At 33.0% G+C, this 23,477-nt stretch carries 22 protein-coding genes; 11 read left to right on the top strand and 11 right to left on the bottom strand.

The features are described 5' to 3' along the window. Nucleotides 1-21 precede the first annotated feature (21 nt). From K8089_RS10125 to K8089_RS10115, 3 genes are all read right to left on the bottom strand, one after another. A complete protein-coding gene (locus K8089_RS10125) occupies nucleotides 22-306 on the bottom strand; it encodes a hypothetical protein (protein ID WP_237603170.1) in 285 nt (94 codons plus the stop codon). Between the two features lie 10 nt (nucleotides 307-316). After that, nucleotides 317-790, bottom strand: a complete 474-nt coding sequence (locus K8089_RS10120; RefSeq protein ID WP_237603169.1) for a hypothetical protein — start codon at nucleotides 788-790, stop codon at nucleotides 317-319. A gap of 258 nt (nucleotides 791-1,048) precedes the next feature. Then, entirely contained in the window at nucleotides 1,049-1,387 is a 339-nt protein-coding gene (locus K8089_RS10115; RefSeq protein WP_237603168.1) for a hypothetical protein, read from the bottom strand. 341 nt (nucleotides 1,388-1,728) lie between these two features. Between K8089_RS10115 and K8089_RS10110 the strand changes: the two genes are divergently transcribed. From K8089_RS10110 to K8089_RS10065, 10 genes are all read left to right on the top strand, one after another. Further along, a complete protein-coding gene (locus K8089_RS10110; protein ID WP_237603167.1) occupies nucleotides 1,729-2,973 on the top strand; it encodes a Shedu immune nuclease family protein in 1,245 nt (414 codons plus the stop codon). Nucleotides 2,974-3,226: 253 nt separating this feature from the next. Then, complete coding sequence (locus K8089_RS10105; protein WP_237603166.1) at nucleotides 3,227-4,111, top strand: DUF488 domain-containing protein; 885 nt, start codon at nucleotides 3,227-3,229, stop codon at nucleotides 4,109-4,111. A 3-nt stretch (nucleotides 4,112-4,114) separates the two neighbouring features. Further along, nucleotides 4,115-4,936, top strand: coding sequence for a hypothetical protein (locus tag K8089_RS10100; RefSeq protein WP_237603165.1), 822 nt, complete (start codon nucleotides 4,115-4,117; stop codon nucleotides 4,934-4,936). Between the two features lie 565 nt (nucleotides 4,937-5,501). Then, complete coding sequence (locus K8089_RS10095; RefSeq protein ID WP_237603164.1) at nucleotides 5,502-6,416, top strand: DUF6263 family protein; 915 nt, start codon at nucleotides 5,502-5,504, stop codon at nucleotides 6,414-6,416. A 189-nt stretch (nucleotides 6,417-6,605) separates the two neighbouring features. After that, complete coding sequence (locus K8089_RS10090; RefSeq protein ID WP_237603163.1) at nucleotides 6,606-7,106, top strand: hypothetical protein; 501 nt, start codon at nucleotides 6,606-6,608, stop codon at nucleotides 7,104-7,106. A 182-nt stretch (nucleotides 7,107-7,288) separates the two neighbouring features. Beyond that, the gene (locus K8089_RS10085) at nucleotides 7,289-8,344 is read left to right on the top strand and encodes a hypothetical protein (RefSeq protein ID WP_237603162.1); all 1,056 of its coding nucleotides are present in this window, start codon (nucleotides 7,289-7,291) and stop codon (nucleotides 8,342-8,344) included. A gap of 166 nt (nucleotides 8,345-8,510) precedes the next feature. Further along, complete coding sequence (locus K8089_RS10080) at nucleotides 8,511-8,978, top strand: DinB family protein (protein ID WP_237603161.1); 468 nt, start codon at nucleotides 8,511-8,513, stop codon at nucleotides 8,976-8,978. Between the two features lie 518 nt (nucleotides 8,979-9,496). Beyond that, nucleotides 9,497-10,009, top strand: a complete 513-nt coding sequence (locus K8089_RS10075) for a hypothetical protein (RefSeq protein WP_237603160.1) — start codon at nucleotides 9,497-9,499, stop codon at nucleotides 10,007-10,009. Nucleotides 10,010-10,087: 78 nt separating this feature from the next. Further along, nucleotides 10,088-10,666 carry a hypothetical protein gene (locus K8089_RS10070; protein ID WP_237603159.1) on the top strand — a complete coding sequence of 193 codons (579 nt, stop codon included), beginning with the start codon at nucleotides 10,088-10,090 and terminating at the stop codon, nucleotides 10,664-10,666. 263 nt (nucleotides 10,667-10,929) lie between these two features. Continuing rightward, nucleotides 10,930-11,910 carry a hypothetical protein gene (locus K8089_RS10065; RefSeq protein ID WP_237603158.1) on the top strand — a complete coding sequence of 327 codons (981 nt, stop codon included), beginning with the start codon at nucleotides 10,930-10,932 and terminating at the stop codon, nucleotides 11,908-11,910. A 493-nt stretch (nucleotides 11,911-12,403) separates the two neighbouring features. Here the strand turns inward: K8089_RS10065 and K8089_RS10060 are convergent, their stop codons facing one another. Together K8089_RS10060 and K8089_RS10055 are read right to left on the bottom strand one after the other, a co-directional pair. Continuing rightward, nucleotides 12,404-13,414, bottom strand: coding sequence for a type II toxin-antitoxin system antitoxin SocA domain-containing protein (locus tag K8089_RS10060; protein WP_237603157.1), 1,011 nt, complete (start codon nucleotides 13,412-13,414; stop codon nucleotides 12,404-12,406). 166 nt (nucleotides 13,415-13,580) lie between these two features. Further along, complete coding sequence (locus K8089_RS10055) at nucleotides 13,581-13,784, bottom strand: hypothetical protein (protein ID WP_237603156.1); 204 nt, start codon at nucleotides 13,782-13,784, stop codon at nucleotides 13,581-13,583. A gap of 593 nt (nucleotides 13,785-14,377) precedes the next feature. Here K8089_RS10055 and K8089_RS10050 point away from each other — a divergent pair. Continuing rightward, complete coding sequence (locus K8089_RS10050) at nucleotides 14,378-14,770, top strand: hypothetical protein (protein WP_237603155.1); 393 nt, start codon at nucleotides 14,378-14,380, stop codon at nucleotides 14,768-14,770. Nucleotides 14,771-14,894: 124 nt separating this feature from the next. On the opposite strand, the gene K8089_RS10045 is transcribed toward K8089_RS10050, so the two are convergent. The 6 genes from K8089_RS10045 to K8089_RS10020 form a co-directional block, all read right to left on the bottom strand. Then, nucleotides 14,895-16,187: a DNA-processing protein DprA gene (locus K8089_RS10045; RefSeq protein WP_237603154.1), complete on the bottom strand. Its 1,293-nt coding sequence runs from the start codon at nucleotides 16,185-16,187 to the stop codon at nucleotides 14,895-14,897. A 1-nt stretch (nucleotide 16,188) separates the two neighbouring features. Further along, nucleotides 16,189-18,285: a RecQ family ATP-dependent DNA helicase gene (locus tag K8089_RS10040; RefSeq protein ID WP_237603153.1), complete on the bottom strand. Its 2,097-nt coding sequence runs from the start codon at nucleotides 18,283-18,285 to the stop codon at nucleotides 16,189-16,191. A gap of 107 nt (nucleotides 18,286-18,392) precedes the next feature. Continuing rightward, entirely contained in the window at nucleotides 18,393-18,881 is a 489-nt protein-coding gene (locus tag K8089_RS10035) for a hypothetical protein (RefSeq protein WP_237603152.1), read from the bottom strand. A 10-nt stretch (nucleotides 18,882-18,891) separates the two neighbouring features. Further along, on the bottom strand, nucleotides 18,892-22,104 hold the full coding sequence (locus tag K8089_RS10030) for a type I restriction endonuclease subunit R (RefSeq protein WP_237603151.1): 3,213 nt from the start codon (nucleotides 22,102-22,104) through the stop codon (nucleotides 18,892-18,894). Nucleotides 22,105-22,108: 4 nt separating this feature from the next. After that, nucleotides 22,109-22,858, bottom strand: a complete 750-nt coding sequence (locus K8089_RS10025) for an abortive infection family protein (RefSeq protein ID WP_237603150.1) — start codon at nucleotides 22,856-22,858, stop codon at nucleotides 22,109-22,111. 65 nt (nucleotides 22,859-22,923) lie between these two features. Further along, nucleotides 22,924-23,439, bottom strand: a complete 516-nt coding sequence (locus K8089_RS10020; RefSeq protein WP_237603149.1) for a hypothetical protein — start codon at nucleotides 23,437-23,439, stop codon at nucleotides 22,924-22,926. Between the last annotated feature and the right edge of the window lie 38 nt (nucleotides 23,440-23,477).

The raw sequence follows: 23,477 nt of genomic DNA, 5'->3' as shown, positions 1-23,477 counted from the left end.
AAAAGATTTATCAAAAGTATTTTACGCTCGAAAAGAGTCCATTAAATCCCGACAATAGTTAACAATCTCTGAATAATCAACCCAAGTTTGAAATCCAAAATATTTAGCCTCTAACATATCGTTCAAATCGCTAGGGAAGTTCATAAAATATTTATCATTGAAAGAGTTTTTCTTCTCTGACATAAAAATTTGAACTTGTTCAAAATCATCAGGGTGTTCGGAATAAAAATTTGCAATATCTTTAATAACAGATTCTTTATCATCTTTCATCGACTGGAGATACTGTTCAAGCGTATATTTTGACATAATACCGATTTTATTTTTTAGTGTTATTTTCGACGAAGCTGGTAACAAAATCAACTATAAAATCGTCAGATTTCTGATAAAAACTTTGTTCGGTTTTAATGATAATTTTATTATCTACGGTATTAGATATATCTAAATTTAGTTTTATAACGCTCTCTTCGTGAGAAAAAACAAACCTAACCTCTAATCTTTTAAGTCTTGCAATTATACCTTTTGCTAAAATATAATTTGAAGTATCTTGAATAATATGAAATTTAAAATCACCTTCGTTTTCAAAGTCAGAACCCTTTCGATAAATCTTCCCCAAGCGGTTACAAACAGATTTTGCTATTGAATAATTTTCGCTTAAAATTGGTTGGCGACGCAGTATTTCGAGTTTTTCAATTTCTTTTTTATGCTGATTATCGGAAACAACTTTTAACTCTTGATTTCGCATTAAGAGAAATACTAAAAATAGTGCAACAGCACATAATAATATAGCCATAGAAAGTATTTTAATATCACAGAGATATATTAAAAACCAAACATATCAAAATAAATATTAACTCAATTACGGGAAACCGTATAACACTAAAATATAATGATGGTTAAACAATAAAAAAACTATTAAAAAGACCTTGGAGAGGAATTTAACGAGGTACTATTAATAATATTAGGGAGGGACAACAAAGGTGAAATTGCTTGGGCTACATTTATGAATAAAGACAAAAGGTTCGTTGGTCTTCAAGACGAAAATACTTTTTTAATGGTTAGTTGATTTTATAGACTCAATAATCATTTTAGCTTCGTCTGTATCAAGAACTGATTTAAAATACATTTTCTCAATACCAATCCATTCTTTTTTATCAGATTTATAAAAATCTTGAATATCTTTAAAATAACCAATATTGGTAAATCTATTATAGAAATTACCCGCTAAATTCTTATTTCCATAAGAAGCCATACAAATCAAATTTGAACCTTTTAGAAATTGTATTGCACTAATTGGGTTAACTGAGTAAAAAGTGTAATCTGCTTTTTTAGTAGGAACAGTAAAATCATAATCGTTTTCAGTTATCTCTTTATCTTTGAATTTTAGCATTGCGGAATTTTTAGCCAAAATAGGGAAATAAAACCAAAACGCTAACAGGGTGCAGAAAAGCCAATAGCATAACAAGGTATAAATCCTCTGGCACTCTTTTGGAAAGCGTATCTGTTTAAGGGTGAATGGGTAATGTTCTTCACAGCTTTATGAATTCGATAAAATTATTATATTTGGTATTCTCCCCGGTTAAATAGTACCTCTTTACGGTTTTCCGTAATTGAGTTGTCTGGCATGGACTTATATTTGAAATAATAAATAAATAAAACTGTACAAGTGGGAGATATACGGAATATGAGATTGTTATATACAAACTTGTTGAGTGCAATTAACCAAACTGAATGAAAGGAATCAAATTAATAGAAGAAACGTTAAGTACAAAAAAAAAGTACTATGTGGAATTTGAGGAGAGGCAGACCAAATTTTTGGCCAAAGAAATCTTCAATAACGGAACTAAAAAATACTATCCGTTCAAAGAAAAAGATGGATTAATAGAACAGAAATATAATGGAATAACTAAAATTACAATTGAACCTGAAATTGTTGTTAATTCAGGCATTTCTTTTACAGAAAGTAGAGGCTTTGGATTTACAAGTCCTAAAGGAGTCCAAAATCTATTTTATTTTTTCCAAAACAAATTCCCTAAAATTCAAGAAGTCATTATCTCAATAAATAAAGAAACAAAGTTAACACGAACAAAGTTGACTTTAAACATTAATGACTTTGAAAAACTAGAAGAATCTACAGGCACATTTGTCGAAAACAAAAAGAATGAGGGAAATACTCTATATCAGTTAATTCTAAATAAATTATTGCCAGCTCACATTGATGAACCTGAAAAACCAGAATATGTATCTGGTTCGTTGAATCTATATTTAGACAAGCATTCTAAGGTTAGTTTTTCGGATGATGAGACTGAAAGACTAATGGAAATCTTAATTAATTCAGGACTACCTCAAGAAATATTGATTTCCACGAAAGCAAATGTTGACATAGTATACATTGAAGATATTTTGACAGAATACAAAAAAAATCTTGAACAAGTTACAGACACAAGTACATTGGAGGAAAAATGGCATCAGTTTTTTAAAAAACACGCTTGGATTTTTTCTCAAATATTTTCCTTTCCAGCTATATTTCTTGATGACAAAGTCAATGTCGGTGGCCATAATATTGGAGGAAGTAAAGATAAAATTGTAGATTTTTTATACAGAAATAAAATCAACAGCAACATTGCGTTTATTGAAATAAAAACTCATTTAACGCAATTGGTACTCAATTCAGAATATCGTAATGACCTTTATCCAATAAGTAATCAATTAACAGGAGCAATTGTACAAGTTTTAGATCAAAAGAATAATCTTCTAAAAAATTATCACTCAATTGTTGGAAAATCAGCGGAATCATTAAATTCAGTTTGTGTTGTAATTGCCGGAAATACCGAAAAGTTTTCTAAAAAAGGACAAGGCGTATCTTTTGAATTGTTCAGGTGGAGCAACAAAGATGTAGTAATTATTCCTTATAATGAACTGCTTGATAAAATTGAAAACATATTAAAATTATTTAAAAAGAAATCAATAGAATAACTGCACACAATGGTAACCGTTGCCCAACCCTCCAAATGCATAAAAGTTGAACCCATTTAAGCCATTTTAAGCGGCTTTGTTTTTTATATTGCAAAACTCCTAGGACTTGTTGGTATTTAGCATAACTTCGTTTCGAGCCACGAAATGTACTGAAGCCTCGCGAGCGTGGAGGCTGTGTTTATCTCTGAGAGGGTATAGAAAAGATAATAGGACAAAAGTTCATATGTGGGCGTTTAATTTATAGTTTTGCAATATGTTTTATAGAAGAAAATTGGTGTTTGCGTTATTAGAGAATTTGGAGAAGAGTCTTGAAAAGACACGTCTTCAGAAACTGGTTTTTTTATTAACGACGAAACAGAAACATCCTGTTTATGAATTTGTACCTTATCATTTTGGTTGTTACTCTTATTCTTTAAAGGCAGATTTGCAAGCCATGATAAAAAGGGATTGGGTTTCAATTTCTGATGCGGGTTACCAATTAAAGACCGAAAAAAAGTATTATAACGAGTTACGTTTAGAGGATAAGAAAATAGTTGACGAAACTATTTCTTTATATGGAAAAATGAATACTGAACAGATAACTAAACACACTTATTTGAACTTTCCATACCACGCTATTAATAGTACTATCGCGAAAAGTATTTTGCCTATTAAATACTACGAACGTGTTCAAGAAGCTAAGCCTAAGATTGATGATACTATATTATTCACAATTGGATATGAGGGGATTACTCTGGAGGAATATCTCAATAGATTAATAAGACATGATGTAAAGGTTTTGGTTGATGTAAGGAGAAATCCATTAAGTCAAAAATTTGGTTTTAGTAAGAAACTATTGAGTGGATTTTGCAACAATTTAGGTATCGATTATCTACATATTCCGGAAGTAGGAATTGACTCCAGTAAAAGGCAAGAGTTAAATAACCAGGAGGACTACGATGCCTTATTTAATGATTATAATAAAACGATACTGGAAGAAACCATAGAGAATCAAGAGTTTATATTGTACCTCTTGAAATCTCGTAAGCGCATCGCACTCACTTGTTTTGAGGCTGATACCTGTCAATGCCATAGAACGCATCTTGCGGAAAGAATAAAAAAAATGCCTACATTTAAATATAAATTACAGCATATTTAATGAATGGCCATTACCAAGGTACTTATAACGGTGAAAACTTATCCTTCTCTTTCTGCTAAATATGGAGAGCTGGTTTGTACTGCAGGATTTCTTGAAAATGGATCCTGGATACGACTTTACCCAATTCCATTTAGAAAACTGAAATATGAAGAAAAGTATAAGAAGTACCAATGGATCGAATTAGATATTGTAAAAAACAATAAGGATTTTAGGCCAGAAAGTTTTAGGCCAGCCACAATAGATACCCCTATAACTCTTTTAAACACTCTTGACACTAAAGGAAACTGGTATAAGCGTAAGCAAATAGCCCTTAGGAATGTCCATACGGATATAAAGGCGCTTATTTCTGATGCACATAACAAAGATATTTGCACTTCTTTAGCAGTCTTTAGACCAGCAAAAGTATTGGATTTCAAAATTGAAAAAGTATCCTCCGAGTGGGATAAAAAGAAGATTGACCAATTGAAAGCGCTTAATGACCAAGGTAATCTGTTTGAAATGGAAGAATTACCTTTTGAAGTTGTAGAAAAACTTCCTTACAAGTTTTCATACGTAATTGAAGATGAAAATGGAGTTTCAAGTACAATGATGATAGAAGACTGGGAAATAGGTCAGTTGTATAGGAACACTTTGGCTGCTGCTGAAGGCAATGAAGCTATTGCTGTTCAGAAGGTTAAAGAGAAATATTTTGATTTCTTTGCACTAAAGAGGGATTTACATTTGTATTTAGGTACTACAAAGGCGTTTCATTATCGGTCTAAAAACCCTTTTATGATTATAGGTACGTTTACGCCAGATAAAGAAATACAAACTTCTTTGTTTTAAATATGATTTGTGTTTTCTGTAAGGAAGACTCTAGAAATTTCAAAAGGGTTGAACATATTATTCCGGAACCATAGCCCAAGGTTTCCAGACTTTGAGTCTTAAGGCCAAATTCTATTTCAATTAAAACGATTTTGACATCTCGCAAGGCCAGAATGAATCAAGGAATATCCGTTAGATTCCTCCCACCTATGACAAAAATGGATATAAACCCTATGCCAGAAGCGGAATAAATCTTTCTACAGCACGTTTTGATGTCTTTAATGCTCGATTTTTGGTTTTATTTGGATAATTCAGTACGATTCTTGCCAGGCATTTCGGTTCAAACTGTGCCATTTTACTTGAGGACAGAAAGCCATTTCTCAATACTAGGTCTTGAAACCGAGGAAATTATTATATTTGGTATTCTCCCAGTTTAAAATGCACGTTGTTACGGTTTTCCGTAATAGTGGTATTTAAGCTTTATTTATATTTGAAATTATAAAAAAACCCTTGTGTACCTGTTCGATATATACGCAATAGGTTATGTTGTATATATACATGTTATGGCCAATTAAAGAATATACATTTGAAGAAACTTATACTTTTATTAGCTTTTTTACTATTTACAATAAGCTTTTCCTTCTCACAGGTTTTAGAGTTAAATTTAACCGTAGGAGAATCATATTATCACGATACTGAATCCCAGGTTACTATGTCTCAGGAACTCCACGGTGAATCATTTATTTCGGATATATCTTATGGGGGTAAAATAAGTTTCTTGGTTAAAGAAAAAATAGATTCCGTTTATCATTTAGAAGTAAGATTTCAGACAATGTATTTGAAAGTGAATACTAACGGAAATGAAATCTCAGCAAACTCTCAAAAAGTTGATTCTACAGATATTCTTAGTATGCTTCTAAACGAATTGACGAAATCACCCTTTTATATTTCTATTATGAAATATGGAATCGTTAAAGAAGTCAAAATGGAGAAAATCTTTGATAACCTATTTAGTTTCAATCCTGATATACCTAAGCTTGAAAAAGCAAGAATGATATATATGTTAAAACAATCTTTCGGAGAAAAAGCAATGAAAGGATCAATGGAAATGCTAACAGCAATCTATCCAAAAGCACCTGTTAAAGAAGGAGATAGGTGGAAAAATAAAATAAGACTTGAAACTGTGTCTGGCGTAACAATGGAAAATGAATTTGTTTTAAAGGAACTAAACAAAGACTTTGCTATCATTAATAGCCAATCCAAAACAATCTCAGATGACAATAACTCATTTATAAAAATAAAAGGTGAATTATTAAGATTTAACTCAATCGGAAATATGACTTCGACTTTCAAGATTGACAAAAATACTGGTTGGATTAAAGAATCCGAGATTAAACAAAGTATCTCAGGAATGAACGAAAAAAAATGGCGAGAAGAATCTGAAATTATTTTAAAAATTCCATTTGAATATGTCGGTTCAATAATAGTGAAGAATGAATAACTGGTCACAACACGAGTATAAACACAATAGCGGATTAGTGCTTAATCCAATAGTAATTTTATAAATTTAAAGTCAGTTATAAACCGAAGTTTAATACGTAAAACCCGCTACTGCGTTTATACCAAACGTTAGTCAGAATATAAAAATCATAACCAAAATTAATAAATTGCAAATCAAATTATTTGATTAATGAAAACTATTGCCATCATTTTAGGATTGATTATCCTTTACGTTCCACTTAAATTCATTGGAACTATCATAATGAATATAACAGGACTTCCTGGAGCTATAATTGCTTATAAAACAACTAATGAAAAACAAACGAAACACATAATTGGAGTAATTATTTGTCTAATATTTCATTTATATACTTATTTTTCAATTATGATATACGTTATGAACTGGACAAGACATTTAACTGATTCAAATAGTATTTCAAGATATTTCATTTGGTTTTTTTGTTTAGTTCTACTGACTGGTACAATCGAAGGAATTTACAGGAACGCCAAAAATGAATTCCTTGAAAATAAATCTGAAGGTTTTGATAAAACGAACTATCTAAATCCTCAAATAAAGTCATTAGATATTTTAAGAGTTTTTGTGTTTATTGGATTTTGGATTGCTTTATTTCTTCCTGAATACACAAATCCACTTTGGAGCTGGGTAAACAACATTGGATTTCTTATATAATGATGAACTTTTATAAATAAAATACTACTGGCAAGCGGTATATAAGCTATGGTTTGGTCTGTCCTTACTTGGAAAATCCTCCGGATTTTCCAAAGCCAGTTTTAATATAGGGAGGTTCCTGCCGAAACACGCCACAACTCAAGATATACATAAACTTTGTAAAACATTAAAAAATCGTCACATTGAACAAAATTAAGAAATCAAAAATCAAAACTTCTTTTCGACTTTATTCTAAAAATAAGTCTGATTTACAATCTAGTGTCTTTGATTTAATAAGTGGAGACAGAGAAACAAAACAAACAAAAGGATTAGCTTATGTTTTTTCATTATATCCAGATTTTCTACTTAAATTTTTAGAAATTAAGAGTGTTCAAAGTCAAATAGAAAAAACAATAGAAAGAGAATACGATAGCAAAGAAATATACAAAATTGAGGTTAGTGCTGAAAAAATGACTAAGTCTAAAAAACGTGCAGATATAGTATTAAAAATACACTTTAAAAAGAAACACTCTTTAGCTATAATAATTGAAGCTAAAAGCATTAAATCTGGAAATATTAATAACATTGGAGAGCAGATTTCTTTCTACATGAAAAATGGAGAAATAGAGGACTTAAAAAATATACCAATAATCGGATTAATCCTAACAAAATACAAGCATAATATTAGCCAAGTGATAAATCTTGAATGGAGTTTTATTATTAATTTCATTCTCTCCTTTTGCAAGAAAAAACCTGAACACAAAATACTAAAAGATTATTTTAATTTTATAACCAATATTGATAATGATATGATATTTTTCGAAAAAGAAGTGTTGTCAATTCCTGCGGGTAGAAGTTTTTCAAAAGTTGAAAAACATGACATCTATGATTGTCCAAACAACAAAAATTACAGCTATAAAAAGCCATTATATGTTACTTTCCGAAAAACCAAAAGCGTAATGGAATTTTTGTATAAAATTGAAGAAATAATAGTTTTAAATCCAACTGATGAAAATGAAATAATCGCTTTAAATAATTCAACGTTATCAACAGGTATCAAGAATCGTATTTTAAACTACATTAACGAACCTAGTTATAACAAACAAGAAGGAATTGAAAAGAGATTCTATGTACTATCAAAAGAAAAAATAGAGTTGTCTCAAAAACCTAAACCTGCTGGACACATTCAGAAACATACATATTTTTCTTTGACTGATATTTTGACAAAAAAAGTGTTAATCCCTGAATCCCAAAAATAATTTTTTACAAGCTGTGTATAATTAATTGCTTGGTTATATTTTACTTACAAAAACCCTCGTGAATTTTCTATACAGTTTATATTTACCAACTTTCGTGCTCAACCACACAACTTATACACAACAACGATGGCTGTAATGTAAAACGACATTCTCGAAAACAAACAAAATGACTCAATCTGAACTCATATTTTTAAATTTCACAGAAATTAGGAGAAGAAGTATAAAACTGTGGAATGGACTACCTGAGAAGTATTACAATTGGAAACCTGATGAAAAAGCAATGAGTGCGTCAGAAATGATAAGACACGTTTTAGAGGCTGATTATGGCTGGAATATCATTATTAATCAAGGAGATATGACAAATTACCAGACACCTTGGAAAAACCGTCCATTCATAAACCTAAAAGATGAACTTGAATTTGCAAAACCTTATAGAAATACCTTTTTAGAAGGCATTCGCCAATTTTCGGATAAGGAATTAAACGAAACCGAAATCGTTCACCCTGGAAATGGAGACAAGAAAATCCTTGCAAAATATTTGTTGCGGATAGGATATCACGAATCAGTTCACGCAGGACAATTCCTGTCGTATTTAAGAGCAATGAAAATTGATAGACCAAACATCTGGGATTGAGAAAACACTTCAGCCAACAATGGTAGCCGTTGCACAACCTCTTAATTTTAAAAATCGAACTTATATAAGCCACCGGAAGCTTCGGGATAAGCGGCTTTGTTTTTTTAGTATCTTCTAAAAATGAAATAGATTGCGGTTCTATTTAGCAAAAAATTTTATTTTTGGTATTCTCCCTGATTGAATAAAGATAGAGCTTATACAATGTTGGGAATGGAAACAACATCAATGCCTGAAGATGATAAATATGTAATGAACGAGTGGAAAACATCATCTAAATGTCATACGAGGAATTAAAAGATAAGCCAATTTTAAATCACAATAAACGGAAATAAACCGTGAAAAAACGTGTGGAAACGGATATCAACTATGGCTTGGTCAGTATACACCTGGAAAACCCGAGGGATTCTCCAAAGCCGGCTTTTATCAGTATAGGTTTGTGCCGAGACACGCCACAGCTCAAGATATAAATAAACGTTAGCTGTAATGCTTTGGACACAAACTAATTCGATTCACAGTATATGATTTGGAAAGAAATTTTACTTGTACTTGGCACAATAGGAACTATTGTGGGCGCCTACTTTGCCTATAAACAGTTTGATTTTCAAAAGAATTCAAAAAAAGACGCTAATAACCAGAATGAACTAAATATTGTAAAAAACAACCCTAAAAGAACTATTAAAACCGCAGGTCATTATCAAGAGAATCTAAATCACACATCACCTCCCATAAATCCAATAGTATCAATAATTATTGCATCAATAAAGACTACAACAAGTAGCATCACAAAAGTTGAAATTCTTAAATCACTAATAGACAATCAAAAATATAATAGCATAAAAGCCGAAGATGTTTCATTAATTTTAGATTGCATTCAATCAAATAGAAGTAAAACTAGTGCAGTAAATGTTCTATCAAAATTCATTCATCGTCCAATTTCAGAGATTGGAATGGCTAAAATTTTATCAAGTATCAATTCTAACATCGCAAAAAGAAAGGTAATTTCAATTCTTGCCAAAAACGAACCTCAGTAACCCAATTCGCACTCCAGCTAACAAAGATCTCAGTAAGGATAGAGTTTAAACAATTTATGCGCAACTTAACCTAACATTATGGAAATATATAATTCAGAAAATATTGAATTAACAGAAATCGAATTGTATTTTAAATATGACTATTTAGATACTTATGACTTAAAAGAAATTCTTAACAGGATAGATAGACTATATAAAAATTTTCTACCCTTAACTTATCCTATTTATTTTTCAGAAAAATATGATTTAGCTTTTAGGAATTTTCTCGAAATAGAAAGTATAAATACTGGACAGTCAATTAAAATCAAATTCAAAGAAGGTTGGAAACCTGAATTCCGAATTAAAAAGAAAAATTTAATAGTTGGTATCCCTATAAAATTGGGAATTCCTGCATTAGCTGTATATTTTCTGTTCATTGGTGCACAAAATGTAATGACGATCAGAAATGAATATTTAGATGCTGAATTAAAAAAAATGGAAATACAACTTAAGCAAATGGAAATCTACGATAAGTTAAAAGAGCGAAAAGCTCTCGAAGGCAATAGAGTCGAAAGACATTTTCAAAGACAAGCTAATGATGTAATTAACTTCATCATTCAGAATAAGAATATTAATTATGTAGAAATTAACGGAACAACAATTAAGAACGATGAGTAGAATCCCTCTGGCGCGCTTTTAGAAAGTGTGTCTCTTTTTAAATATTGCAATTTTAAAGCCAAGCACATCTTATTTAAAATGAGAGAATTCGTTATATTTGGTTTTCTCCCTGATTAGGATAAATGCTGTTACGGATTTAAGTAATGGAGAAATTTATTGATTACTTTTATTTGAAAATATAAAAAACTAGTTGCGCACGTGCGATATGTAAGCAATATGGCATGGCGTATATTCTCAGGTAATGTAAAATTTGAACCCATATTGTGGATAACAAACCAATCGAAGAACTTGGAGAAAGTTTTATAAAGTCAAGATTATTAAAATTTGATTTTGATACTCATTCTGAACTATCATATGATAAAGACGGAACTGATTTAATCATCACACAAAAAGTTGATAACACAACTTTAAGCTATATCAAAATACAGTCAAAGGCTAGAAAACTTAATAAATCAACGAGCGTCAGAATTCCAAAATCTTATGTGAATGAAAATTTCGTTCTATTTATTTACATAATTGATCATGAAAAAAAAGAGTATTTATATTGCTTTTTCGAGGATGATTATACGATATTCAAAGAAAAAGAAAATGAGTATGTTCTAAATATTTCATATTCTACTTTTGCTAAAAAATTATCAAATCACACTTTTGATAAAAGTAAAGCAGACAGATTAAAAGCACTTTTCGAAAAATTCAAAAAGAAAAGTTTTACGACCTTAATTATAGATGGGGTTTTTTTGAAAGAATCCATACTCGAAACAAATAAATTTTACTCGGAATATTGGAAACGGAAATTAAAAAAACCAAAGTTACATGAGATAGTAAAAAGTATAATTATCAAGTACAATAGATTTGAACAGAATCAAAATGATATTGCTTGTTACCTTTATATTAGTAATCATAATGACTTAGTGAATGTATTGGATATTGACAATAAACAGAATAGCTTTTTAGTTAATAACAAAATTTCAGTGAAAATATTTGTAAGCTATTCGAACGAATTAGTATGTTTTCAAATTATGGATGATATAAATCGTTTTAAAAAATCTAATAATTTAATTTTAGTTGCCAATGATATTGCTTACGAGAGATTTTTAAAAGATTTAGAGAATGAAGATAAAGAAATTTTAATTATGCGATTGAAAATAAACGAGCGACCAAACGAAATGTTTGTAAATTACAAATGGGGAGATATTAGCTATCCAATAGGATTGAGTATGGGATTAGAGCCATTTGAACTGTGAAAAACTTTTTATAATCGAGTAGATGAATCCGCCCCTAAATAGGAGTAGAGTGCGCCTCTCACACCACCGTACATAAGGGTCTCGTATACGACGGTTCAATTATGAAACTTATCGTTTGTAAAATATGGATAATTCGGTTCGATTTGTGCCATACATTTCGGTTTCACAGCGCCATACATTTCGGTTCAAACTGTGCCACATTATGTCCCCACCCAGAACGGCCCCCACCCAGAACTGCCGGAAAAGGCAGTTCTGACCTCCCGGAGGGGAGGTAGTTGGGAAGTTTAAGGCAGGGTGTTTCTGGAGGTTCTATTTAGGAGTTTGGGAGATGGATAGGCTGGGGTGGTCGTTTAATTGAAGGCTGTAAATTGTGATTATGATGTTGATAAATACCATTTCAACCGAAAGCGAATTAACGAATTCCATAAATATTCAAGCTCAATATCTGTCACAATTATTTACCATATTTGTGACAGATATGATAAACAAGAAGTTAGATATGGATTAAATTAAAGGAATAATTATAATCTATTAATCGTTTTTCCTTTTCATTATCAATCCACGCTTTTTCTTGGTGACTAAATTCTCTAATTTCGGAGGCAGAAAGTTTTTTAAATTTGGAGGCCACTTCTTCTAGGGCTTTTATTTCAGATTCATCAAACAGGTTAGTATTAAAGCTTTTCAACGGAGATTTTTCAAACTTTTCTCCTAGCAGTCCATTGGGATATTGTACGGATATTAGATCTACCAATTTTTCGTCTGCTAAATAATCAAATAGCGTTCTAAATTTCTTTGGAACAGGACCGTGATTGTGCGCAAAATACCTTGTGCCACTAATAGAGTAGCCTGTTGATTTATAGTATAGGAAGTCGGCATAAAATAACAGCTTATTCATTTTTGTGGATGTTGGCGTCATTTTCTCTGTAAAAAATACAGCCATCTCAACAAGTTTATCAAAGTTAGGTTTTTTGTACCCAGAGAAATTATCGGGTAAAAAATTGAAGTCAAACACATAGTCGATTAATGACTGCTTTCTTTCATTATCCTCTTGTTGTTTCTCCACTTTAGTAATATTTCTCAGAAACTTTTCACGTTGGGTTTCTGAAATATCATTATTGCTTTTAATGAGACTCTTTAATGTTCCTGAGCTATTTATTACTGCTTTTAATAAGGCTGAATTAGCTAAGCTTGGCACTTCTCCTTTTTCATAGTTGCTATAGCTATTTGCTCCTAGCCCTAAAACTTTGGTTAAATCTGCATAACTAAAAGAATATCTTTCTCTAAAATCTTTAATTTCATCAGGAAAAGGTATGTTGTGTTTATCCCTATATTGATTGTAAACCTGATTTAAATTAAACTCATCTAATGCTGTCGTGGTGAATGACTCACCACTATCTTCACAATAATAACTTTTGTGGTAATACTCGAATTCTTCTTTTCGAAAAACCAAAATACTTTTTTCAATTCGCAATGTCATTTCCTTACCGGTGATTGGACTTTTCATAATTATTAGTTTTAAGCGTTTAGTTCTGAAGCGGAAATTTCATAGGAAATTCAGCTTTATGAAAAGAAATGCAAATTGGTCGATCTGTATTCTTTGAAATGGTCAGTTTAATATAGATTTGCTGCCCCTTAATAGCTTTACCAAAAACCCACATTTCGGCACCCCCTTATTGCGTTTCTTCTAATGGACCTTCACTGTAATCTTCTATGACTAAGTTGAGAATAATTTCTTCCCGCATTTTTGCGGTTATACTTAAGTCGGCAAGATATTGAATACTGTTTTTGGGACGATTGGAGAAGAAAATGCCCCATACTTTTATAAGTTGTTTCAACTCTTGTAAAAAAAATTTTACAGTAGATTTATCTGCCATCCTTGAGTTTCAAGTTCTGTGCAAAGATAATAATCTCACATCTATTTACACTATAACGTGTGTTAATTTAATATATTATACTGATTATAACACTTTAAAGTTAATCCTGACCCCACTCCTACTTCGACATGCTGCGATTTCTTGCATTGGCTAAAGATTAGTCATTAAGCTAGTTTATTTTATTACATAAATTTTGAAATATGCCTTCATTATTGGCTTTAGCTTGGACATATTGTCCGAGTAGATGGGAATAATGATGATACTTGGATGGAGTTTGGACACTTTCTTTTTGTAGATGGAGGAATATATTATACCTAGAAATTAATTTTTCTAAGTGCTTCTACAGTTCTTTTTATAACTAAGGCCTTCGACTGCCCTTCGGCGGAGCTCAGGACAGGCTGCTTAGGCTGCCAATGGGCATGTCATTTTCAGGCAATCATTTAATTACACTTTTAGCATTTTACCTACCCATTAAATACCCGTTATTGGGTATTGAAAATAGGCTTTAAAATATCAAAATTTGATTAAAAGTGTGAATAAGCCGAAGAACCACTTTAAATAGGAGTAAGTACTAAACATCTAAAAATGACATTATGAAAAAATTAAAACTAGAAGATTTACTAGAGCACATTGAAACCTCTAAATTGGCAATCGATTTTGGTGCTGATTTAGATGAAACTTCTTTAAACTTTAAATCGCTTAATCTATCCAATTCAGACATCGTAAGGATTGAGGAGGATGTTCGCTTTAGCTGGAGCGGCGTTACAGGTTGTAATAGTAATGACAGAGCCCAGTCAGAATACCAACAAACTTTAAAGGCTTGGGTTAAAAATAAACTGTATGAACACCGGAATTGGAGTTGGGTAAGATATGGAGCCACTGAAGCAAATGGAAGGTGTAATAGCTCTAAGGATCCTTGGACAGGTGTTAGGAGATGCGGATGTAGCGGTAAATTAAAATGCTACATTGAGTTCAGGAAATCATAGATTATATTAAAAATCAATACCCATTGAAAAGAAGGTGACTCTACTTATAAAACCCCCATCCATTCAGGGAAAATGGGTGGGGGTTTTTTGTTGGTATCAAGACGGGAGACTCGAGACGAATTTCCTATACTGATGGAACCAATTTTAATTGGATGTCCGGATTTAAAATATAATGTACTGGTTTAGATATTTTAATTATATAACCCTCCTCTACCCCTTTTTTTAACCAAACATCAACTTGTTTTGGTGTTAAATTGAAGGCTTCTATTATTTCCTTTCTGTCAATATTTTTACCACTAAAATTTTGCCAGAGTCTAATGACAAAGAAATCAAATAATGATGCTTCATTATAATTTAATTCAACAACTCTATTTTTAGATTGTTTCGAAGTCTTTAAAATTTCTAATTTTATTTTATTTTCTTTCACAAGATTTGAGTCACTTTCATTTTCAATATATGCGAATAAAGATTCTTGCTTAGGACTAGGCATTGTCTTGCTATCAACTAATTTTTTTATATCAAAACGGAAGTCTTTTGACAACCACTTTCCGCCCAATTTGACAATTTGAGCATTGCCTTTGTTCTTGCCGTCATTAGAAACGGCAACCCAAGTTGGAACCCAACTATTTTTTAGATTTTCATTGGCACCTTCCCAAGTACCCCCCTTAGTATCGGACTTTACGATGACGGTAGCTTGGGAAATTACATAGATTAACTTATTGCGTCCCATGGCATTCCCAACATTAAACCCAGCTTCTGGATTATAAGGAGATATTAAAGTGAGTTTGTTATCAATGATGAATTTGCGGTAAATGTTTGACGACGATTTCTTGATAAGACTATCAGCCAAAACCCCCAATGCATATCCGTTTAATTGAAGTATATGATCCATGGAATGTTCATCGATACCTTTAGCACCTCCTGAAACCACACCATATTTTTGATCCTTTATTTGCTGAACTATTTTCTTTGTAGAATTAATATCCTCTTCATCAATATGTCTTGACCCTACTATCCCTATAAAATCCCTGTTTAAAATACTCCTATCTCCAATGCCATATAAAATTGGCGGTACTTTATCTCTTAATTTATTCTTTATACTCTCTGGATAATCAGAGTCACCCCTATTAATTATCCAAATCCCTGCCTTAGACCATTTCTCAAGTTTTATTGCCAAGGCCATTTTTCGCTCTAGCAGACCAATAATTCTATCTTTAAAAATTGTTTTGTCTGCCCAAAATTTTAAGAGCTTATTCAGGTCGATGGTCAAAAGATCTTCTGGTTTTAAGTCTTTTGATTGCAGCCAACGCACCACCCTATTCCACTCTGAAATAGACAAAGGTTTATTCACTTTATCCAAATCTTTTGAAAAATAGGATGTTAAGAGTAGTATAGCTTTTGTTCGTTCTGAAATCATTTTATTCACTTACTGAGGTTGAGGTTAGCGCCACTGGATAAACCAAGCCCGAACCATTTTTTCTTAATAATGTTGTCGCTATAGTAAATGTCCATCTTGAATCTACAGCATCATCCAATAAAAATACGGGTTTATTTTTAACCTCACCATTAATTTGAAAAACACCATCTAAATTATGACATTGATGAAAACTATTTTCTTGTTCTTTTTGTGGCTCTGTATCTTTTACTTTTACAATAATAGGCAAAAAAGGTATCCCTAATTTTTCAGCCAATCGTTTCGCGAAATTTGGAACCAATTCTGGATGCCTTTTAGATGGAATGCAAGTTATCCATTCTGGAAACGGAACTGGTTCCCACCTATCAACAATCATTTCATACATGGCATCTACCAGCTCATCTCTAAAATGCCCAATGTGTTTATCGTCTGCTACCATTTTTCCCCAACCAGCATCTCCCCATCTCGATAGGGCTTTTCCTGTTTCAGCCTGCAAATCTGCCCTTAAATTACCGTGCCAGTCATATTCTGGTAACGCATTTCTAGCTAATTGTTTTCTTGGAAGAATATCAAATTCAGAATGTTTCAGATAAATAGATGCCTCTATTATATTATCAAGAGAAACAATATTAGGAACAATTACACTCCCGATACAATTTGCACATTTACCACAAGGTGCCATATTAGGATCATCTAACTCTCTCTGCAAGAACGTCATTAAACAGGCTTCAGTATTAATATAATCTTGTACCGTGTTCCATTCTACTATACGCTGATTTGTTAAACGTTCAATTTTTTCAGTGTCCATCGTATAGTCTACAGCAGAGCGTTTCCATTGTGGTCGTTCATAAATAATCGGTGAAGGATCATCTACACTTAAATATTTTAATGTTTGCGTAATCTGTCCATATTTTATATTCAGTACTTCTTGTAATTTAGGTATTGACAATCCATCATGATCCTCTAGAGCTTGTAATATACTTTCGACTGTTTCTTCAGGAGGAAAAGCAGAATCTCTAAAATACTGATGTACCTCGGCATCTTCTTGACCTGATAATAAAATACCATAAGCCGTATTTATGGCACGTCCTGCACGACCTACTTGTTGGTAATAACTAATGATAGAATCTGGAGCTTGAAAATGGATTACAAAGTTAAGGTCTGGTTTGTCATACCCCATTGCTAGGGCTGTGGTTGCAACTAATACTTTAATCTCATTATTGTACAAGGTATCTTCTAAAAACTCCCGATAGGCCGTAGTATCTTCAAAATTTTCATCTGTTACTCCTGAATAATATGCTGCTGCTTCAATATCACAATCATTTAGCCATTGGGTTACTGTTCTCGCATCACGTTTGGTTAGTACGTATATGATACCGCTACCTTTTAAGTTTGGAATATTTTCCTTTAACCACGCTAAACGTGAAGCTTGGTCTTTTAATACTATATTTTGAAGTTTTAGGCTTTCTCTGGTTAATGCACCTCTTAAAACATTAATACCGCCTAATTGCTCCTCGATATCTTCAACCACTCTATCATTAGCTGTAGCAGTTGTACCTAAAACAGGCATCCCTTTTGGCATTACTTTTAAAATACCAACAATGCGTCTATAATCTGGTCTAAAATCATGTCCCCAATCTGAAATACAATGAGCCTCATCTACCACAAACAGACCTATTTTATCTGCAATAGGGAATAAAATTTTATCTATAAAACCTTCATTTGCTAATCTTTCCGGTGATATTAAAAGCGCATCAACATTGTTTTTTAAAACCTCGTTCTGAATAGCTTTCCAATCTTCAAAATTTGTAGAGTTTATTGAAACTGCATTTATACCCAAACGCTCCGCTGCCTCAATTTGATTACGCATTAAAGCTAATAAAGGTGAAATGATAATGGTTGGGCCTTTGCCTTGATCTCTTAAAATTCTAGTGCTAATAAAATAAACAGAGCTTTTTCCCCAACCGGTACGTTGAATGACTAATAGCTTTTCTTTATTAACCGTTAGTTTTTCAATAGCTTCCCATTGTCCTACTCTAAAGGTTGCATCTGGTAAGTTAAGTGCTTTTCTTAAAAGTGCGACTGCTCCTTGCTTATCCATATTTTAAATATTTAATCAGTACTGCCCTTCTAAATTACAAAATAGATCATTTGTAATTAGCGCAGACAAAGGGCTCACCTTAACGTTATCCATTTTTATTACTGTTATTACAAACTTGGTAAATCAATGTTGTTTTCGTTCAAATTATTAACGGCATCTTCAAAATAATGACTGCCGTAGGATCCATTTAGCGGTGGTAATTCACCAAATTGAGAAGCATACTCTTCTAGTAAATAGCTCTCTAAATAACTAGATTGAATATTTTTAGGTAATTGAAATATGCGTATAGAAAGATTTTCTACAGTAATATGTTTACGCATTCGATAGAATTTCTGACTCAAAGCATTATGACCTTTGATAACACATTCTGTTTGATCGTGTGATGCATTACAAATTACCGAATCGCGTAAAGATTTCACTCGTCGTAAAATACTGTCACCTTTACCAATGTATAATATTCCCTTCGGGTCTAAACCTCCAATTCTGGGAACTGGTCCGTTTTCTCGATACAAAATATAACAGCCAGGTGCGGTGCTCCAATTTTCATTATTAAAATGATTGAGAGATTTGTTGAGTTTAACTGTAATTTCTATCATAAAAATATAATTATATCATTCTATTCTTCTTATAATTTTCCGCCTGCTCAAATATATCTTCATAAACCTCATCACGCTCCACAGGTGGGTAGCCGTGTTCATCGAGCAATAAGATTAAGCCCACTTTTAGTGCGGCCTTAATATCATCACGTTTGTTCCAATCTGGATATCGGGCTTTTTCATCAACTAAATCCTTAACTGCCTTTGCTAAATCAATTAATTTCTCTTCAGGATAATTAAAATCATACTTTACACAAAGCTCTTTCAAAATGTCATAAAAGGCTTTTTCTTCAAAATCAATTCCCAATTCATCTCCGGATGAAAATTCTTTGTGTACTTCCCATATCATATTGGTAAGCTGATTCGCCATTTCTTCATAAACTTCGCTGCGCAACACATCATCTTCTTTCCTCTCATTGTATTTATGAACCAAAGATTCCATTTTCTTTGTGAAATCTATACCTTTTGTTTTATTGACCTTTCTCATTTCGCCAATAACCTTGGCGAGTAGCTGTTGCAATAATTTGATCTTTGTATTGGGGAGTTTTATCTTATCTATCTTAGCCAAATAGTCCTCATCAAAAATATCCTGCTCTTTTTGGTTCTCATCTCCCATTTTAAAGATTTCTTCAACTCCATCGCTTTCTAGCGCATCTTTTATCATCTCCCGAACCTTCGCATTCATTTGGGCTGTGTCGGGTGCGTTTCCTCGCGTTAGCTTAAACACAATGGACCGTATTGCGAGGTAGAAATGTGTATAGTCTCTTTCTTTTTGTGTGAGTTCTTCACTACCCACACAAATATCATAAGCGGCTTTTAAACGTTTTACGATATCCATAAACCGGGTTTCCTGCTCCTTTGTAGTTTGTACAAATTCAGCCCCAGTGTTTAGGGTATTAAGTTGTTGCAAAGCTGTCCCACCAAAATATCTCGAACTGTCGAACTTGTGGAACATTCGCGCCAACAAATCCAAGTGATTTTTAACTACGATAAGTGATTCAGCTATATCTTCAAAATTCTCCCGTTCGCCGTCATTATAATGCGCCAAGGCGAGGTTCATTTGTTTTTTTATACCGATATAATCTACGACAAGTCCTTTGTTCTTTCCTGCAAACCTTCGGTTTACTCTAGATATAGTTTGAATTAAATTATGCTGCCTGATAGGTTTATCAATGTAAATAGAATCTAAAAAGGGAACATCAAAACCTGTAAGCCACATATCTACTACTATGGCAATCTTAAAGTTGGATTTTTCGTTTTTAAACTGCCTGTCCAATTCTTTTCGGTAATCTTTTGTGCCCAATAGGTCATACATTTCCTTTGGATCATCTTTCCCGCGGGTCATTATCATTTTTATGCGCTCCATCGGCATAATCTCCTTCCGGTCTTTATCGCTGAGCTCTTCCCCTTCTGCCGCAACCTTTACTTCAGCCCATTCGGGGCGTAACGCAATTACATTTTTATAAAACTCATAAGCTATTTCTCTACTGCTACTTACAAACATTGCCTTACCCTTAACCGTAGCCCCTTCTTCTACCCTTTTTTCATAATGGATTACAAAATCCTTGGCTATAGCCTCAAGGCGGTCAGGGTCGCCTAAAATGGCATTCATACTGGCAGATTGTTTCTTGCTTTCTTCTATTTGGTATTCGTTAGTGCCAGCCTCTGCCGCTTCTTCGTAATATTGTTCTATTTTCTCAAGCTCTTTATTATGCAAGGCTACTTTTGCAGCCCTTCCTTCATAGACTATTCTCACTGTAATTTCATCTCTTACAGATTCGGTCATAGTATAGGCATCTACCACCTTTCCAAATACATCTAAAGTAGCATCAATTGGTGTTCCAGTAAAGCCAACGTAAGTGGCATTGGGCAAGGAGTCGTGTAGATATTTTGCAAAGCCAAAAGTTTTTTGCACTCCTTTTTCTGTAACCTTTATTTTTTGATCCAAATTGGTTTGACTTCTATGAGCCTCATCGGATATACAAACTACATTATTTCGTTTCGTTAGCAGCTCGGTGTCTTCGGTAAATTTATGTATCGTTGTCAAGAAAACACCTCCACTTTGCCTACCCTGGAGTAATTCTCGTAGTTCTGCACGACTTTCCACGCTCATTACGGTATTATCACCTATAAAGGTTTTGGCATTGGTAAACTGCCCTGACAATTGATCGTCTAAATCGGTTCTATCTGTTATCAATACTATGGTTGGACTTTCAAAATAAAGGCTCTTCATTAACAAGCGCGTTAAATAAAGCATGGTATAGCTTTTTCCAGACCCTGTAGCGCCGAAATACGTGCCACCCTTGCCATCTCCCTCAGGTTTTTGTGCTAGTTTTATATTGTCAAATAATGCGCGCGCCGCATAGTATTGGGGATAGCGACACACTATTTTTTCATCTTTTTTAGAGCTATCTGGAATGAAAATAAAATTCCGAATAATATCACGTAATCGAGTTGGGTGAAGCATTCCCTGTATCATTGTAAACATACTGTCTATGCCATCTACCTCCTTTGCAAGACCTGCAATTCTACGCCAAGCATAGTAAAATTCATAAGGTGCAAAGAATGAACCCGCTTTGGTGTTTACCCCATCGCTGAGAACGCAGAATGCATTGTACTTAAACAATTCTGGAATATCTCGTTTATAGCGCGTAGTAAGTTGCTTATACGCATCGTGAACAGTGCAGTTTTCTTTAATAGCCGTTTTAAACTCGAAAACAACAACAGGCAAACCGTTTATATAAAATATGCCATCTGGTATTCGCTTTTCTGTGCCTGTAATTTCAAGTTGATTTACAAAGCGATATATGTTATGGGTTTCTGTATAAACCTCATCTTCTGGTTCGGCAGCAATTACATCTAAGTTGTCTGCAATTTTATGAGCTGAAAGACCACTATAATCAATAAGCTCGATATGGATATCCTTTTGACTTCTATCCTCACGTTTTAAAATAAACCCATCTGCCAGCCACCGCATAATGGTTTTATTGGTTTCGTATAGATCAGAAGCAGGCAGTGTTTTTAATTGTAATAGTATTGTTTTAATTTCAGCATCTGTAATACCTTCCTTGCTGTAACGCTCCTTTAAATAAGTATAAAAGTCTGCTTCAATGAGTACCTCATCCACCGTTCTTTGAATGGTATTGCCAAAGGCATGAGGATAGCCCTCTATCTCTAAGAGTTCAATAAACGTTTTCTCTAATTTGGCTTCGGTGAATTTCATTGTTTTAACCCTTGGTTTCTTTAAATGTTTTGAATAAAAAAATTGTCATTGCACCAGCAAGATTTACGGCTAACTCACTATGCCTTTCTAATGGCTTCACACTATTTTTACTTTTCCCATGCGCGTCGCCAAGTTTATTTCTCAATGCACCGAGTCCACTTACAATGCCGCTCGCTCCCCCAAGTATCTGTTTGAATATTTGTTCCTGGTGTTGTTCTGGCGCCATATTCAAAGACTTTGCAACTTCCTTATATAGGTCAGGTAACTCAGCACCATCATTATATGGTATTTTTTGTTCGTCCAAAATGTGTTTTAACACACTTTCTATTAAGGTTCGTGCTGCTGTAATAGCACCTTCTGGCTCAGATTGCTGTCGCTCAATAGCTTTTTTCCATTGGGAATGAATATGTGATTCATCAAAAACGATACTTTCTTCTAAGGGAGAAGTAAATTTATTTTCTAAATAATTTAAAGAAGGGGCAAATTCATTCCACAAAAACTCTCTACGCTCTTGATAAGTGCTAAATCTACCTTTAATGAAAGTCCAAAACTGGTCAATAGTCCTTTTAGTTTTAACCCAATCTGGTAATAAGTTTTCAATTGGGTTAATACTAAGCAACTTAATTCTTACTATCGTATAAAATTGATTGTCAAAACGATTACCAGTAGCATGAGCCACTACACCATCCTGAAAATATTCAACAAGTTGAAAGTCGTTTAGTTTATCTATATTTTCTAACTCCTCTTGCAGCATTTGTAAAAATATTATCTACTTTATTTATAAAATTATTCTTCTATCACTCCACTTGGCCTGCCCAATCAGATTCTTTTAAAATTAGCCAACTCCCAACGCGCTAATGTTTCTCCTTCCTTTAATTGCTCTTTTGCGCAATCAATAATAGTTTGATATTCATCTAAACTTGTAATCTTCGTCCAGCTCATTCTGTTCTTTACAGGAAGACAAGACTGAATGCGGCTATCTATTGGAAAATGCGGCGGTTCAGGCAACAAGCCTAAACACCAATAATATTTTAATACTAGATTTAATAACTTCTGTGCTGTACCCACACTCAAATTGCCTTCCTCCAATATAGATTCATACTTTGATGAGTCTGTAACAATTTTTTCTATCATCGCACAATGCGCATCGTGCTCCACTCTTTTATCATAAGCAGGAAGGATCTCCTTCTCGAAATAACTTCGTAATTCTTTTCTGAATACTTCTCTTTGTTTTTCACTTACCTTTACTGCATAAACTTTATTGCGCTGAAAGGCGCCTCCAAAAGTCAGCATCCATATTTCATTTTTTAAGAAGTCTTGTTGTGGTTGGGTCATAATATTTGAAATTTAGCTTTACTTAGTTGCCTTATCAA

This window comes from Aequorivita vitellina (assembly GCF_022008365.1).
In the GTDB taxonomy this organism is placed as follows: domain Bacteria; phylum Bacteroidota; class Bacteroidia; order Flavobacteriales; family Flavobacteriaceae; genus Aequorivita; species Aequorivita vitellina.
The sequence above is the reverse complement of the archived record's forward strand: the minus strand, read 5'-3'. Positions and strand labels throughout refer to the sequence as shown.

What these genes read in the sequence shown, in the direction of transcription:
- K8089_RS10125 (WP_237603170.1), bottom strand. Translation starts at nt 306, where the DNA reads ATGTCAAAATATACGCTTGAACAGTATCTCCAGTCGATGAAAGATGAT.
- K8089_RS10120 (WP_237603169.1), bottom strand. Translation starts at nt 790, where the DNA reads ATGGCTATATTATTATGTGCTGTTGCACTATTTTTAGTATTTCTCTTA.
- K8089_RS10115 (WP_237603168.1), bottom strand. Translation starts at nt 1,387, where the DNA reads ATGCTAAAATTCAAAGATAAAGAGATAACTGAAAACGATTATGATTTT.
- K8089_RS10110 (WP_237603167.1), top strand. Translation starts at nt 1,729, where the DNA reads ATGAAAGGAATCAAATTAATAGAAGAAACGTTAAGTACAAAAAAAAAG.
- K8089_RS10105 (WP_237603166.1), top strand. Translation starts at nt 3,227, where the DNA reads ATGTTTTATAGAAGAAAATTGGTGTTTGCGTTATTAGAGAATTTGGAG.
- K8089_RS10100 (WP_237603165.1), top strand. Translation starts at nt 4,115, where the DNA reads ATGGCCATTACCAAGGTACTTATAACGGTGAAAACTTATCCTTCTCTT.
- K8089_RS10090 (WP_237603163.1), top strand. Translation starts at nt 6,606, where the DNA reads ATGAAAACTATTGCCATCATTTTAGGATTGATTATCCTTTACGTTCCA.
- K8089_RS10080 (WP_237603161.1), top strand. Translation starts at nt 8,511, where the DNA reads ATGACTCAATCTGAACTCATATTTTTAAATTTCACAGAAATTAGGAGA.
- K8089_RS10075 (WP_237603160.1), top strand. Translation starts at nt 9,497, where the DNA reads ATGATTTGGAAAGAAATTTTACTTGTACTTGGCACAATAGGAACTATT.
- K8089_RS10070 (WP_237603159.1), top strand. Translation starts at nt 10,088, where the DNA reads ATGGAAATATATAATTCAGAAAATATTGAATTAACAGAAATCGAATTG.
- K8089_RS10060 (WP_237603157.1), bottom strand. Translation starts at nt 13,414, where the DNA reads ATGAAAAGTCCAATCACCGGTAAGGAAATGACATTGCGAATTGAAAAA.
- K8089_RS10055 (WP_237603156.1), bottom strand. Translation starts at nt 13,784, where the DNA reads ATGGCAGATAAATCTACTGTAAAATTTTTTTTACAAGAGTTGAAACAA.
- K8089_RS10050 (WP_237603155.1), top strand. Translation starts at nt 14,378, where the DNA reads ATGAAAAAATTAAAACTAGAAGATTTACTAGAGCACATTGAAACCTCT.
- K8089_RS10045 (WP_237603154.1), bottom strand. Translation starts at nt 16,187, where the DNA reads ATGATTTCAGAACGAACAAAAGCTATACTACTCTTAACATCCTATTTT.
- K8089_RS10040 (WP_237603153.1), bottom strand. Translation starts at nt 18,285, where the DNA reads ATGGATAAGCAAGGAGCAGTCGCACTTTTAAGAAAAGCACTTAACTTA.
- K8089_RS10035 (WP_237603152.1), bottom strand. Translation starts at nt 18,881, where the DNA reads ATGATAGAAATTACAGTTAAACTCAACAAATCTCTCAATCATTTTAAT.
- K8089_RS10030 (WP_237603151.1), bottom strand. Translation starts at nt 22,104, where the DNA reads ATGAAATTCACCGAAGCCAAATTAGAGAAAACGTTTATTGAACTCTTA.
- K8089_RS10025 (WP_237603150.1), bottom strand. Translation starts at nt 22,858, where the DNA reads ATGCTGCAAGAGGAGTTAGAAAATATAGATAAACTAAACGACTTTCAA.
- K8089_RS10020 (WP_237603149.1), bottom strand. Translation starts at nt 23,439, where the DNA reads ATGACCCAACCACAACAAGACTTCTTAAAAAATGAAATATGGATGCTG.